This window comes from Roseibium sp. (assembly GCF_048260565.1).
GTDB lineage: Bacteria > Pseudomonadota > Alphaproteobacteria > Rhizobiales > Stappiaceae > Roseibium.
Genome location: NZ_JBLXGP010000004.1, coordinates 345399 through 359277 on the forward strand (window position 1 = coordinate 345399; position 13879 = coordinate 359277).

13 protein-coding genes are annotated in these 13879 nt (G+C 63.4%); 10 read left to right on the forward strand and 3 right to left on the reverse strand.

Going from position 1 to position 13879, the window contains the following annotated elements; genetic code table 11:
* Positions 1-3: 3 nt before the first annotated feature.
* On the reverse strand, positions 4-1335 hold the full coding sequence (dgt, locus tag ACN0SO_RS12565) for a dGTP triphosphohydrolase (RefSeq protein ID WP_417678119.1): 1332 nt from the start codon (positions 1333-1335) through the stop codon (positions 4-6).
* A gap of 211 nt (positions 1336-1546) precedes the next feature.
* A complete protein-coding gene (hppD, locus tag ACN0SO_RS12570; RefSeq protein WP_417678121.1) occupies positions 1547-2659 on the reverse strand; it encodes a 4-hydroxyphenylpyruvate dioxygenase in 1113 nt (370 codons plus the stop codon).
* 124 nt (positions 2660-2783) lie between these two features.
* On the opposite strand from hppD, the gene ACN0SO_RS12575 reads away from it, so the two are divergent.
* The 3 genes from ACN0SO_RS12575 (at position 2784) to ACN0SO_RS12585 (ending at position 4639) form a co-directional block, all read left to right on the forward strand.
* Positions 2784-3251: an Lrp/AsnC family transcriptional regulator gene (locus ACN0SO_RS12575; RefSeq protein ID WP_417678123.1), complete on the forward strand. Its 468-nt coding sequence runs from the start codon at positions 2784-2786 to the stop codon at positions 3249-3251.
* A 113-nt stretch (positions 3252-3364) separates the two neighbouring features.
* Positions 3365-4096: a tellurite resistance TerB family protein gene (locus ACN0SO_RS12580; RefSeq protein WP_417678125.1), complete on the forward strand. Its 732-nt coding sequence runs from the start codon at positions 3365-3367 to the stop codon at positions 4094-4096.
* 75 nt (positions 4097-4171) lie between these two features.
* Positions 4172-4639: a DUF1203 domain-containing protein gene (locus tag ACN0SO_RS12585; RefSeq protein ID WP_417678127.1), complete on the forward strand. Its 468-nt coding sequence runs from the start codon at positions 4172-4174 to the stop codon at positions 4637-4639.
* Here ACN0SO_RS12585 and ACN0SO_RS12590 read toward each other — a convergent pair.
* Positions 4626-5801, reverse strand: a complete 1176-nt coding sequence (locus ACN0SO_RS12590) for a hypothetical protein (RefSeq protein ID WP_417678129.1) — start codon at positions 5799-5801, stop codon at positions 4626-4628. The genes ACN0SO_RS12585 and ACN0SO_RS12590 overlap by 14 nt on opposite strands.
* 205 nt (positions 5802-6006) lie before the next feature.
* On the opposite strand from ACN0SO_RS12590, the gene ACN0SO_RS12595 reads away from it, so the two are divergent.
* Genes ACN0SO_RS12595 through ACN0SO_RS12625 form a run of 7 tightly spaced genes read left to right on the forward strand, consistent with a single transcriptional unit; the run spans position 6007 to position 13872 of the window.
* Entirely contained in the window at positions 6007-7611 is a 1605-nt protein-coding gene (locus ACN0SO_RS12595; RefSeq protein ID WP_417678232.1) for a GMC family oxidoreductase, read from the forward strand.
* Between the two features lie 40 nt (positions 7612-7651).
* The gene (locus ACN0SO_RS12600; protein ID WP_417678131.1) at positions 7652-8032 is read left to right on the forward strand and encodes a winged helix-turn-helix domain-containing protein; all 381 of its coding nucleotides are present in this window, start codon (positions 7652-7654) and stop codon (positions 8030-8032) included.
* 37 nt (positions 8033-8069) lie between these two features.
* Entirely contained in the window at positions 8070-8843 is a 774-nt protein-coding gene (modA, locus tag ACN0SO_RS12605) for a molybdate ABC transporter substrate-binding protein (RefSeq protein ID WP_417678133.1), read from the forward strand.
* 55 nt (positions 8844-8898) lie between these two features.
* Positions 8899-9606, forward strand: coding sequence for a molybdate ABC transporter permease subunit (modB, locus tag ACN0SO_RS12610; protein ID WP_417678135.1), 708 nt, complete (start codon positions 8899-8901; stop codon positions 9604-9606).
* Complete coding sequence (gene modC / locus ACN0SO_RS12615) at positions 9599-10729, forward strand: molybdenum ABC transporter ATP-binding protein (RefSeq protein ID WP_417678137.1); 1131 nt, start codon at positions 9599-9601, stop codon at positions 10727-10729. The genes modB and modC overlap by 8 nt, the downstream gene beginning before the upstream one ends.
* An 8-nt stretch (positions 10730-10737) precedes the next feature.
* Positions 10738-12528, forward strand: coding sequence for an ATP-binding protein (locus tag ACN0SO_RS12620; RefSeq protein WP_417678139.1), 1791 nt, complete (start codon positions 10738-10740; stop codon positions 12526-12528).
* Between the two features lie 6 nt (positions 12529-12534).
* Positions 12535-13872 carry a sigma-54-dependent transcriptional regulator gene (locus tag ACN0SO_RS12625; protein ID WP_417678141.1) on the forward strand — a complete coding sequence of 446 codons (1338 nt, stop codon included), beginning with the start codon at positions 12535-12537 and terminating at the stop codon, positions 13870-13872.
* Positions 13873-13879: the final 7 nt, after the last annotated feature.

Consider the following 13879-nt stretch of genomic DNA (forward strand, 5'->3'; position numbering starts at 1 on the left):
ATCCTAGATCCCGGACAGCATCCGGGCGGTCTTGACGGCAAAGCGGTCGGTCATGCCGGAGACGTAGTCGGCAAGCGAATGCAGGGCGGTGTAGGGCGTCGTCACGTCGCGGATATCGACGCCGGCGGCCTTGATGAGTTGCCGGTGATAGGAATCGAGCTTCTCCCCGTCCCATCCGACCTCCTGTAGCCTGACGTAGATGCCTGAAACACCGTCAAGGACCCGATGAACCGAGTTCCGGCCCTGGACCTCCAGCTCCGTCTTGCGCGGTGACGTGAACAGACGCTCTTTGGCCAGTTTCTTGATATTCTTGAATTCTTCTGCCTTGGCGGACATGTCGATCAGGGCGCCGGAGAAGGTGCCGTCCATGATGGGCGCGTAATTCTCCTTGAAGGCCTCGACACAGGCGGAAATTGCGATGCCGATACCCCGCGCCCGTGCATAGGCAATCCGGTCCGGGTCGGCCATGTGGGACAGATCCTGATTGGATTTGCCGGTCATCGGTTCCAGATGCCCGATGACGGTCTCGGCGGAGAGATCGCCGGACGTATAGGCGTCCTCCAGGTCGAGGATGTTGTAGCAGATGTCGTCGGCGGCCTCGACGAGGAACACCAACGGATGGCGGCGCCACCAGGTTTGGCTTTCGTGCGTTTCCGAGGGCAGCCCGACGGCGTTTGCAACTTCGGTGAATTGCTCGAATTCGCTTTCGAAAACGCCGAATTTCTTCAAGCCGCAATAATCGCTTTTCACCTGATCCTGGACGCGTGCGGTGACCGGATACTTGCTGAAAGCGCCGAGCACGCCGCGTGACAGACGCATGCCGCCTTCGTTCCGGTACATCTCCAGGCGGGTGAGGATGCGAAACCCCTGCGCATTGCCCTCGAATTTCTCGAATTCCAGCCGCAGGTCCGGGTCGAGCTCGGAGAAGAGCGGCGCATCCGAGGCGAATTTTTCCGCAAACCACCGGCCGATGGCTTCCTCCCCGGAATGACCGAAAGGCGGGTTTCCGATGTCGTGGGCCAGGCAGGCGGTGCCGATAATGCCCGCAATCTTGTGCCGCTCTCCGGCCGGAACGGCCTCCTGCTGCTCCAGCCAGTCGCCCACCTCCATGCCGAGCGACCGGCCGACACTGCCGGTCTCGATGCTGTGGATCAGCCGGTGGTGAATGTGATCGTTATCGTAAAGCGGATGGACCTGGGTCTTGTTCGCCAGCCGCCGGAACGGTGCGGAGAACGTGATGCGGTCGGAATCCTGAACGTAGGTCGGACGATTGGGCCGCTCGGCGTAGGCGGGATCCTGAAGGCGATGTCCATCCAGCAAACGGGCCCAATCCAAGACGGTCTCCAAAGGTTCGTATCTGAAACGAGGTGAGTGCGGTCCCGAATCCGGGACGACTCAGGAGCGTGGATCTAACAATAGGCGTGGACCCAAGACAACGGGTCTGCGTTCGGCGCACTCCGAATGCCGGGGCCCGGACCAAACGAAAACCTCCCCGCCTTCATTACAAAGACGGGGAGGCTCTTCCTCTGGATTATGGCGTGAAGCCTTACTCCGCAGCATCCACCTTCAGGACGCCGCGGCGGATCTGGTCTTCCTCGATGGATTCGAACAGGGCGCGGAAGTTGCCTTCGCCGAAGCCCTCGTCGCCCTTGCGCTGGATGAATTCGAAGAAGATCGGGCCGATCACGGTCTTGGAGAAGATCTGCAGCAGGATCTTGGTCATGCCGCCGTTCACCACGCCTTCGCCGTCGATCAGGATGCCGTGCTTCTTCATCCGCTCGATCGGCTCGTCATGGCCGTGGACCCGGTCGAAGCTCTTTTCGTAATAGACCTCCGGCGGGCCCGGCATGAATTTCAGGCCGTTGTCGGCGAGCTTGTCGGTGGAATCGTAGATCCCGTCCGTGCCGACCGCAATGTGCTGGATGCCTTCGCCCTTGTACTTCTTCAGGTATTCGACGATCTGGCTGGTGTCGTCCTTGGATTCGTTCAGTGGAATCCGGATCTTGCCGCAGGGCGACGTGATCGCCCGGCTGACGAGGCCGGTGATGCGGCCGTCGATGTCGAAATAGTGGATCTGGGTGAAGCCGAACAGCTCGCGGTAGAAGTCCCACCACTTGTCCATGTTGCCGCGATAGACGTTATGGGTCAGGTGGTCGAGATAATAGAAACCGACACCTTCCGGCTTCGGGTCGCGCTCGCCCAGCCATTCGAACTCCGCGTCATAAGCGGAGCCGTGAACCCCGTAGCGATCGATGAAATAAAGCAGCGAGCCGCCGATACCGACGATCGCCGGCACGTCGAGAGCCTTGTCGTCGCCTTCGTAAGGAGTGGCGCCCTTGGACACCGCATAGTCGAACGCATGCTTGGCATCGACTACGCGCCAGGCCATGGACGGGGCGCAGGGGCCGTGCTCATCCACGAAGCGCATGGCATGGCTGCCCGGCTCGGCATTCAGGATGTAGTTGATGTCGCCCTGGCGCCAGACCGAGATGTTCTTCGTCTTGTGGCGGGCGACCTCGGTGTAGCCCATCCTGGTGAAGAGCTCTGCGAGCTTCTCCGGTTCGGAATGGGAGAACTCGACGAATTCGAAACCGTCCGTGCCGGCGGGATTGTCTTCGGTGATCTTCGCAGGCGGTGCGTCGTGCGGAAACGGGCCCATGTCATTCTCCTTTACGTTTCGCGTTCCAGATCAGAATGCGCGCAAATCCGCGCGACATGTGTGCAATGTCAGGAAAATAACGTATGTTCATGCACGGAACGCGCATGAAAACGAGATTCAATGCATGACTATCGCACTCGATGGCTTCGATCTGAAACTGCTGAGCGTCCTTCAGGAAAATGCGGCCCTGACCAACCATGAAATCGGTCAGCGGATCAGCCTGTCGGCCAGCCAGGTATCCCGCCGCCGCCAGAGGCTGGAACAGGATCGGGTGATCCGCCGCTACCGTGCCGACCTGTCGCCGGACGCGCTGGGTCTGACGGTGACGGCCTTCGTCGGCGTGACGCTGGGCGCCCACAGCCGGGAAAACGCCCGCAAGTTCCGGCTCATGGTCACCGCCATGCCGGAAGTTCAGGAGGCCCACACCCTGACCGGCGACGTCGATTACATGCTGAAGGTGGTGGTCAGGGACCTGAAGGCCCTCAGCCGGATCATCAACGACGAACTCCTGCCCCATGAGGCGGTCCAGAACGTGCGCTCGTCGATCGCTATGGAAACCCTGAAGGACGACAATCTGCTGCCGCTTGAATAGCGCCGGCAGGTCTTGCCTCCGGCAGGCTCCTTCCCCATCTGAAAGGCGGTTCAACAACGGAAGATGGCCGGCAACGCATTGCTGCGGGGCCTTGCAGACGGGAGATAGAGAGAATGTTCGACGCCAAGTCCCTGCTCGACCAGTTCATGGGTGGCGCCGCGGGCGGCGCAACCGGAGGCGGGTCCGCCCGGCGCTCCGGCGGATCGAACGATCTTCTCAATCAGGGCAAGGATTTCCTGTCTTCGCAAGGCGGCGGCCTGGCGCTGGGCAGCCTGGCGGGTCTGATGCTCGGCACCAAGACCGGCCGCAAAATCGGCAAGAAAGCCGTGACCTACGGCGGTCTGGCGCTGGTCGCGGGCCTCGCCTACAAGGCCTATCAGGGGTATCAGGCGAACCAGCAGGGCGCGCCGCGCCCGCAGATGGAACCGGTTCCGGTGGAAGGCCCGAAGGACACGCCTTTCGATGCAGCCCGGGCGCCGGGCGGCGAAAACGCCTTTGCCCTCACTTTGCTGACGGCGATGATCCAGGCCGCCAAGGCCGACGGGCATATCGATGCCCAGGAACAGGACAGGATCTTCTCCAAGATCGACGAGGCGGGTCTGGACGGTGAAGCCAAGGCCTTCCTGATGGACGAATTGCGCGCGCCGCTCGATCTCGACAAGGTGGTTGCCGGCGCGACCTGCCCGGAGACGGCGGCGGAAATCTATGCCGCCTCCCGTCTTGCCATCGACCCGGATCACCGCGCCGAACAGGCCTATCTCAACATGCTCGCCGCGCGGCTCAATCTGGATCCGGCGCTGGTCGAGGAAATCGAACTGGCGGTGCGGGAGGCGGAGATCGCCTGAGCGCTCGCAAATCGGGTCGCCCGGAGTTGAGGGCAGGGCTATGACGGCTCCGGTCACACGAGGAGCCGCAAGCCCATGCATTTCCAGATCCATCCCCTCCCCGACAGCGCGTTTTCCTATCTGTCGGGCCTTTCCGAGGAAGACCTTGCCGCCCGGCACATCCGGACCTATGTCGCAGATGAAAAGCCCGGCTTTCCCTGCCGGGTCAGCCTCGCCGATGCGGAAGTCGGCGAGAAGGTCTTCCTGCTTCATTACGAACATCAGCCGAACGACACGCCTTACCGGGCAAGCCATGCGATCTTCGTCAAGGAAGGTGCCGTGTCACGTCAGCCGGAGCCGGATACGGTTCCCGAAAGCATCGCCAGCCGGCTTTTGTCTGTCAGGGCCTTCGACAAGGCCCATGCCATGATCGATGCGGAGGTGATCGAGGGCCGGGATGTTCCGGGTCTCATCGGGAAGATGTTCGAAAACCCCGACGTCGACTACCTGCACCTGCACTACGCCCGCCGGGGCTGCTTTGCGGCCGAGGTCAGGCGGGCTTAGCCGCCTTCACTTCCTGACGATGCCAGGCAATGAGCATGATCATTGCCATGGCCATCAGGTAGGGGAAATAGAACCGCGTCTCGAAGTGGGGAAAGACCAGGTATTTGGCGCAGATCGAGGCGAACATCCCGTAGAGAAGCACCTTGGTCCGCTCGCCCAGCTGGTTGGGATCGATCACCTTGGCAAAGAACAGGACTTGCGCGAACAGCAGCGCAAGCCAGTTCTGGTGCATGATCGAGCGCACCGTGGAGCGCACCAGCATCTTCAGATAGATCGGAACCGAAAACGGCGGATGGAAGCCTTCCAGCGTGGGCACATATTCCACGTGGGTGAACCACAGGTGGATCCACCAGCCGGGATGATCGGACCCGGATGTCAGCCAGACATAACCGGTGAGACAGATCGCGAAACAGGCCGTCATGACCCAGCGGCCCGGTCCGTAGATCGCGGCGAAGACGAAGAAGACGCCGATGAAGGCGAGATGATCCGGGCGGATGAAAAACGCCACAATCAGCGACAGCGCTGCCCCGATATCCTGGCGTTCCAGATAAAGAAAGGCCGCCAGCAGGATAAAGACCGACGCGTAGAGATCCGGACTGAGAAGGGCGGCGGATTCGCCGAAGCTCGACAGCACCAGAAGGCCGGCAACCACGGGGCCGTACATCAGTGCGCCATTGCGTGCCAGCCAGAGCATCAGGACGGCGCCAACGGCAAGTGCCGAACCGATGGAGATCAGGCGCAATGCCTTCACCGGATCGACGAACCGGGTGAGTACTCTCGCTGTTTCGATGTAAAGCACCTTCAGCCGGTAAAAGCCCAGCATGGTTGAAAAAGCACGCGGGTCCTCGTACTGGCGGATCCGGTACTCCCGGTCCTGGGTCAGGGTCAGGAACTCGCCGGGAGAGACGTTTTCCTTCAGCAGTTCATAGGACCTGTCGTGCAGCTCCACCGGATCGGCGATCTCCGGCTCCAGGGTCGAGGCCGTATAGGCGACCATATCCCAGTTGGAGACGGGAAACACATGGACGACCGCGGCGGTGGTGATCACCAGAAGGGCCAGGACCGCAGCACCCATCCAGCTCCGCAACGGACGGTAGCTCCGGCAGACGCCTCCATAAAAGGCCAGGAAAACGGTTTCCAAAAGCTGGGCGGTACGGGTCACGGGGCTCTCCGGAAGGTGCGGGATTGCCGGAAGACCCTGCCTCTTTCCGGTAACGATAGCGTAAATTTTGCCGATGGCGTCTTGCACAAAAGTCTTGATGCGTAAAAGCGAAACCGTTGTGCGGCCTTGACGCTTGCCCTTTGGTCGGCGACGTGTCTCCAATTGGAAAAATGAAAAGGGCTGACGGGGAGACACCATGCAGGATCTGGGCGAATGGGACTATGTCATTGTCGGCGCGGGGTCCGCGGGCTGCGTCCTTGCCAACCGCCTGTCGGAAGATCCGGACGTGAAGGTGCTTCTGCTCGAGGCGGGCAAGGACGACAATTACATCTGGGTGCATGTTCCCGTCGGCTATCTCTACTGCATGGGCAATCCGCGCACCGATTGGGGGTTCAAGACCGCCAAGGATCCGGGGCTCAACGACCGCTCGCTCATGTATCCGCGTGGCAAGGTGCTCGGCGGCTGCTCGTCGATCAACGGCATGATCTACATGCGTGGCCAGGCGCGCGACTACAATCAGTGGCGCCAGCTCGGTCTTGAAGGCTGGAGCTGGGACGATGTCCTGCCGTTCTTCCGCAAATCCGAAGACCATTACAAATGGAACGACGACCTGCACGGCCAGGGCGGCGGTGTCCGGGTGGAGGAACAGCGCCTGTCCTGGGAAGTGCTGGACAGTTTCCGGGAGGCCTGCGCGGAAACCGGTATTCCGAAGATCGACGATTTCAACACCGGCGACAATTTCGGCGTTTCCTATTTTCAGGTGAACCAGAAAGCCGGCATCCGCTGGAACACGGCCAAGGGCTTCCTGCGCCCGGCCATGAAGCGGCCGAACCTGAAGGTCGTCACCGAAGCCCATGCCAGCCGGATCCTCGTCGAGGATGGCCGGGTGGCGGCGCTTGAACTGGATGTGAAAGGCGCGCCGGCAAAGGCGGTCATCAGGGGCGAACTGGTCCTGTCGGCAGGCTCCATCGGCTCGCCACAGCTTCTGGAACTCTCCGGCATCGGCGATCCGCAGGTTCTGTCGGCGGCCGGTATCGGGGTTACCCATGCGCTGCCATCGGTGGGCACGAACCTGCAGGATCACCTGCAGCTCAGGACGATCTTCAAGGTCAAGGGCGCGAAGACCCTGAACCAGATGGCGAACACGCTCGTCGGCAAGGCGAAGATCGCGATGGAATACGCGCTGAGCCGTTCCGGGCCGATGTCCATGGCGCCCAGCCAGCTCGGCGCCTTCGCCAGGTCCGATCCGTCCTATGAGACTGCCAATGTGGAATATCACGTGCAGCCGCTGTCGCTCGACAAGTTCGGCGATCCCCTGCACGACTTCCCGGCGATCACGGCGAGTGTCTGCAATCTGCGCCCCGAAAGCCGCGGCCATATCCATATCACCTCGCCGGACAAGCATGTGCAGCCGGAAATCCTGCCAAATTACCTGTCGGCGGAAGCGGACCGGAAGGTGGCGGCCGATTCCATTCGCCTGACCCGCAGGATCATGGCCGCACCCGCCATGGCGAAATACACGCCGGAGGAATATCTGCCGGGTCCGGACTATACGAGCGACGAGGAGCTGGCCCATGCGGCCGGCGATATCGGCACGACCATCTTCCATCCCGTCGGCACCTGCCGGATGGGGGCGGACGAGGCGTCGGTTGTCGATAGCCGGCTGCGCTTGCGCGGGGTGAAGGGCATTCGGGTCGCCGATGCTTCCGTCATGCCGACGATCACCTCCGGCAACACCAATGCGCCCTCCGTCATGATCGGCGAAAAGGCGGCCGACATGATCCGTGCGGATCGCCGCGCCGGGGTGTAGGGTGTCAGGCGGTATTGTCTGAACAGGATCACCCGAACCGATGGCGAAAGACTTTCCGAAGGTCCGCCTGCGCATCGTCCTGGCGCCGGGCGTGGCGTTCGGTCCCGGAAAAGCGGATCTCCTTGAGGGGATTGAGGAAACCGGGTCGCTGAGTGCCGCCGGCAAGCGTCTGCGCATGAGCTACAAGCGCGCCTGGAATCTGGTCGGAGACCTGAACGCCCAATTCGCCGAACCGGTTGTCGAAACCGCGAAGGGCGGGTCCGGGGGTGGCGGCGGAAGTCGTCTGACTCCCTTTGGCAAGAAACTGCTCGAAACTTTCCGCGCCATCGAAGCCCGGATGCTGGCCGATTCGGCGACGGAATTCGGGGCGCTTTCCGGCATGGTGAAGTCTTCGCTTGAAACCGGTGAGGCATCCGATTAACGTTCGATATGTCCGAGTAAACATATCGAGGTTTCTCATGTTCCGTTTCTCCCGCCGCCTTCTGGGTGTCGCTGTGGCGGCCGCCGTGGGCTTTGGCGCCATGGTGGGTCACGCCCTGGCTGACCGGATCACCGTTTTCGCTGCCGCCAGCATGACCGACGCCCTGAAGCGCATCGGCACCGCCTATACGGACAAGACCGGAACCGAAGTCGTTTTCTCCTTGGCCGGAACCGGCGCGCTTGCCCGCCAGATCGAAGCAGGGGCGCCCGCCGATGTCTTCATCTCCGCAGACGAGGCTTGGATGGATTATGTGAACACGGCCGGCGCCGTGAAACCGGAAAGCATCCGGCCGATTGCGGCGAATTCCCTCGTTCTCGTTGGAACCGCCGATGCCGAGCCGCTGGCGTTGGAGCCAAAAGCGCTGGCCGGCCGGCTCGATGGCAACCGGCTCGCCATCGCCGACACCGAAACCGTTCCGGCCGGGCGCTACGGCAAGGCAGCCCTTCAGGCAACCGGCCTGTGGGACACGGTGGCAGATCGCCTCGCACCGATGGACAACGTCCGTGTGGCCCTGGCGTCCGTGGCCCGCGGCGACACGCCGCTTGGCGTGGTCTATGGCTCCGATGCCCATATCGAACCCAAGGTCAACGTCCTTGCGGTCTTTCCCGCAGACTCCCATCCCGCTATCGTCTATCCCGCCGCAGCGACAAAAGGCGCAAGCGACGCGGCCCGGGGCTTTCTGGATTTTCTGACCGGTCCGGACGCGCAGGCGATCTTTACCGACAGCGGCTTTACCGGTGTTGGCGGATAAGTCCTTCAGGATGATATAGAGGTCCGGACGAGGACATGAGGGAACGGAAACGGGCGTGGGGTTTATCGAGCTTCAACCGCAGGAATGGCAGGCGCTGGTCCTGACGCTGCAGGTGGCCGCAACGGCCCTGTGCTTTGCCGTGCCTCTCGCCGTTGCCGTTGCCTATGCGCTGGCCCGCTACCGGTTTCCCGGCCACGGCATCGTCAACGCCCTCGTCCACATGCCTCTGGTGCTGCCGCCGGTGGTGACCGGTTATCTGCTCTTGCTCCTGTTCGGGCGTAACGGCCCGATCGGCCGGGTTCTTGCCGAGACCTTCGGGATCGTCTTCGCGTTCAACTGGACCGGTGCGGCGCTCGCCGCCGGCGTCATGGCCTTCCCGCTGATCGTGCGGCCGGTCCGGCTCGCCTTCGAGGCGGTCGACCCGAAGCTCGAGGAAGCCGCCGCCTCGCTCGGGGCCCATCGTCTCGTGACCTTCGCCGTGGTCATCCTGCCCCTGACCCTTCCCGGTATTCTGGGCGGCGCCATTTTAGGGTTCGCCAAGGCCATGGGCGAATTCGGTGCGACCATCACCTTCGTCTCCAACATCCCCGGCGAAACCCGGACCCTGGCGCTGGCGCTTTATACGGCGACCCAGACCCCGTCCGGCGATCTGGCGGCCTTCCGCCTGACCCTGATCGCAGCCATTGTCGCCTTCGGGGCGCTGATTGCCTCGGAAATCTGGGCGCGACGCCTGCGCCGACGGATCGGAGGCGCCGATGTTTGAGGTCGACCTGAAAGGCCATGTCGGCGGCTTCCGGATAGAGGCTGCCTTTGAAGGGACCTCCGGTGTGACCTCCCTGTTCGGCCAGTCCGGCGCGGGCAAGTCGACGATCACCAACATGATCGCCGGAATTCTGCGCCCCGACAGCGGCCGGATCACGGTCAACGGCGAGACGCTTTTCGATTCCGAGCGCGGTATCGACGTGCCAGTCCGCGCGCGCCGCGTCGGCCAGGTCTTTCAGGATGCACGCCTGTTTCCGCATTTGAGCGTGCGCTCCAATCTGACCTTCGCGCGCTGGGCCGGGCGCCGCCACGACACGCGTCCCCTTGAGGAGGTCGTCGAGCTGCTGGGGATCGGCCATCTGCTCGACCGCAAACCGGGCGGGTTGTCCGGCGGCGAACGCCAGCGGGTCGCGATCGGCCGGGCGCTGCTGTCCGCACCCCGGCTGCTGCTCATGGACGAACCGCTTGCCTCTCTCGATCAGGGCCGCAAGGCGGACATCCTGCCCTATCTCGACCGTCTGCGCAGCGAGGCGGGGATTCCGATCCTCTATGTCAGCCATGCCATGGAGGAAGTCGCCCGTCTGTCGCAGACGCTGGTCATCGTCTCGGATGGCAAAACGATCGCTTCCGGACCCGTGGCGGAAATTCTTTCCCGTGTGGATCTGGGCAGGGCAACCGGCCGCCACGAAGCGTCGGCTCTGCTGGAGGGCGTGGTGTCCCGCATCGATCCGGAATGGGGTCTGAGCAGCGTCGATATCGGCGGTCAGGTCGTCCAGGTGCCCGGGCTCGACGCGCCGCTCGGCGAGGCCATCCGCCTGCGTATCCTGGCCCGCGACGTGGCGATTGCGATCTCGGAGCCGAAAGACCTCAGCATCCGCAACGCGCTTGCAGGTACGATCACCGGCATAACCGATGAAAGCGGCCCCTATACCGAAATTCTCTGCAAGGTCGGCGATCAGGCGCTCAGAGCGCGCGTGACCCGGGCATCCGCCTCCGGGCTCGGCCTCGCACCCGGCAAGTCGGTGTTCCTGCTCATCAAGGCCGTTGCTATCGCCCGGCGTCAGCGTGCTCCGGCTCCGGAAGCCGAATTGCCGGACGCGACAGGCCAGGAAACGCTGGTATAGTCTGACGTATGAGCAGTTTGACGCGCCGCCGGCTGACCCGAAGGATCAAGCTACTCGCGGCAAGTTTCATTCTGGCCGTGAGTGTCGGCGTCGTGTGGCTGACCGGTCTGATCAGCCTGGATTTCTTTCTGGGCGAAGTGGAGCGTCGCGCCGAGGCGACCCTGGCCGTCCAGGCGGCGGTTCTGGAAAAGCTTCTGGACAAGTTCCGATTGATGGCGCCGCTGATGGCGCGCGGCCCGGATGCGGCGGAGATCGTCCTCAACCGCGATGCGGCGCGCGGCAAACAGGTTGCCGCCATTGCCGCCGGCATGGCAGGCGCCGAGGAAGTCTGGTTCCTGGACCGGAACGGAGACGTGATCGTGTCCAGCACCAACAACGACCTGATCGCGACCGGCAGCGGCCGGGCGGCGATCCGCGTGGTGTTCCGTCAGGCGATCCAGGGCCAGCTCGGACGCCAGCTCCTGCCGGGCACGCAAACCCGGCCTGCCAGCTATGTGTTCGCCTCCGCCGTCCGTGAGCATGATGCGGTGGCCGGCGTGATAGCGGTTCGGGTCGGCCTGGCCGACGTGGAGCAGGCCTGGGCGCTCAGCAAGGATCCGATCGTCGCCCTCGACCCGTCCGAAGCCGTGGTCGTGACGAATGTGCCCGCCTGGCGGGGCAGGCCGTTCTCGGAATTGACGGAAGAAGCCAATGTCGTCGTGGCGCACGGGGACAATGAGCTGACCGAGGTGATGAAGCTCACGGACCGGGCGCGCGGCAAAAGCCATCTGCAGCTTGCAACCAGGCTCCCGGCTCTGGACTGGTCCGTGGTGATCCTGGCGGACACCACCGAGGCCCGGCGCCAGTCGGCAAGGGCCATGGTGATCGCCCTCCTGTTGTGCATCATCGCCGGCGGCGCCGTCTGGGCCATGCTGGCCCGGCGCGAGGAAATGGCGCGCCGGCACCGGCGGGACAAGGCCGCCTCGCTGCGGCTCGAACGGCGGGTGCGCAGCCGGACCGCCGATCTGAGACAAGCCAATGCGCAACTGGAACAGGAGGTCCGCGATCGCCTGCAGGCGGAAGCCGACCTGCGCCTTGCCCAGGCGGAACTGGTTCAGGCGGCGAAGCTGGCGACGCTGGGCAAGATGTCCGCCGCGCTCAGCCACGAATACAATCAACCGCTGGCCGCGATCCGTTCGGACGCGGAAATCGCCGAAATGCTGATTGCCCGGGGTTCGCCCGACAAGGCGCTTGGCAACCTGTCGCGTATTGGCAGCATGGTGGCGCGCATGGCCGAAATCGCCCGGACGCTGAAGGGCTTTTCCCGCCGGTCGGGCACGGATATCCGCCCGGTGTCCCTGCGCCAGGCGATAGACGAGGCGATGCTTCTGGTCATGCCGCAGATCAAGCGCAGCGGGGTGACCCTGAAAACCAGCCTGCCGAAAGAGGAGATCGTCGTTGCCGGCGGACGCATTCGCCTGGAACAGGTGATCGTCAATCTGATGACCAACGCGCTCGATGCGGTCAGGGACCTGCCGGCGCCGCGTGTCGAACTCAGGCTGGAGCAGTTGGGGGACCAGGTTATTCTTACGGTGACCGACAACGGCAAGGGGATCGATGCCGAAACCCTGCCGCATATTTTCGAACCCTTCTTCACCACCAAGGAAACCGGTTCGGGTCTGGGCCTCGGGCTTTCGATCGCCTACAAGATCGTCCATGATTTTTCCGGTACCCTGACGGCCCGCAACACGGACGAGGGCGGGGCGGAGTTCACGATCCGGCTGCCGGTCGCCGGTGAAAAAACCATAGCTGCGGAATAGAACCAGATGGATCAGGGCTGCGTCCTGCTAGTTGACGACGAAGAAGATCTCCGGGCCTCGCTGACCCAAGGGCTGGAACTCAGCGGTCAGACGGTGATGGCGACGGGCAATCCGGAAGACGCCCTGGAGCGCGTCACCCGCGACTTCTACGGCGTGCTCGTTACCGACATCCGCATGCCCGGCGAGGACGGCTTCCAGGTCATGCGCAAGGCGTTCGAGATCGACCCGGCGCTGCCGGTGGTCCTCATCACCGGCCACGGCGATGTGCCGCTGGCGGTCGAGGCCATGCGCGCCGGCGCCTACGACTTCATGGAAAAACCGTTTTCGGTTTCGAGCCTGGCCTCGGTGGTCGACCGGGCGCTCGACAAGCGCAGGCTGGTGCTGGAAAACCGCAAGCTGCGCGAGGAACTGGCCGACCGGACCGGGATCGAAGGTCGCCTCGTCGGCCGCGCGCCGGCCATGGACCAGTTGCGCCGTACCGTGCTGGCGCTCGCTCCGACCGATGCGGACGTGCTGATCCTGGGCGAGACCGGCGCGGGCAAGGAAGTGGTTGCCCGGGCATTGCATGACGAGGGGCCGCGCCGGTCCCGGCCCTTCGTGGCCCTCAATTGCGGCGCTCTGCCCGCCGAAATCATCGAATCCGAACTCTTCGGCCACGAGAAGGGCGCCTTCACCGGCGCCAGCGGCCAGCGCATCGGCAAATTGGAACACGCCCACGGCGGCACGGTGTTTCTCGACGAGATCGAGTCCATGCCGCTTGAGCTGCAGGTCAAGCTGCTCCGGGTGATCGAGACCCGGACCATCGAACGGCTCGGCTCCAACAAGTCCATCGATCTCGACGTCCGCTTCATTGCGGCCACCAAGGAGGATCTTGAGGCGGCGGGCCGCGACGGCCGGTTCCGGCTGGACCTGTTCTACCGGCTCAATGTGGTCACGGTGGCAATCCCGCCGTTGCGGGAACGGCTGGAGGACATACCGCTCCTGTTCCAGCATCTCGCCGTCGAGGCGCGGGCCCGCTACCGGCGCGAGATCCCGGATATGCCGGACAGTTTCCTGGCGAAACTCATGGCGCATGACTGGCCCGGCAATGTGCGCGAGTTGCGCAATGTCGCCGACCGGTTCGTCCTCGGGCTGGAAACGCAGGCCCCTGCGTCGAACGGAAGCGGCGCCAGCCTGTTCGACCAGGTGGCGGCCTATGAGAAGGCGCTGATCGCCGCCGAACTGAAGAAGAACGGTGGGGTGATCAAGGAGACCTATGAAGGCCTCGGCCTGTCCCGCAAGGCGCTTTACGAAAAGATGCGCAAATACGGTCTGGCGAAGGAAGACATGATTTCGGCCGAATAATTCTAGA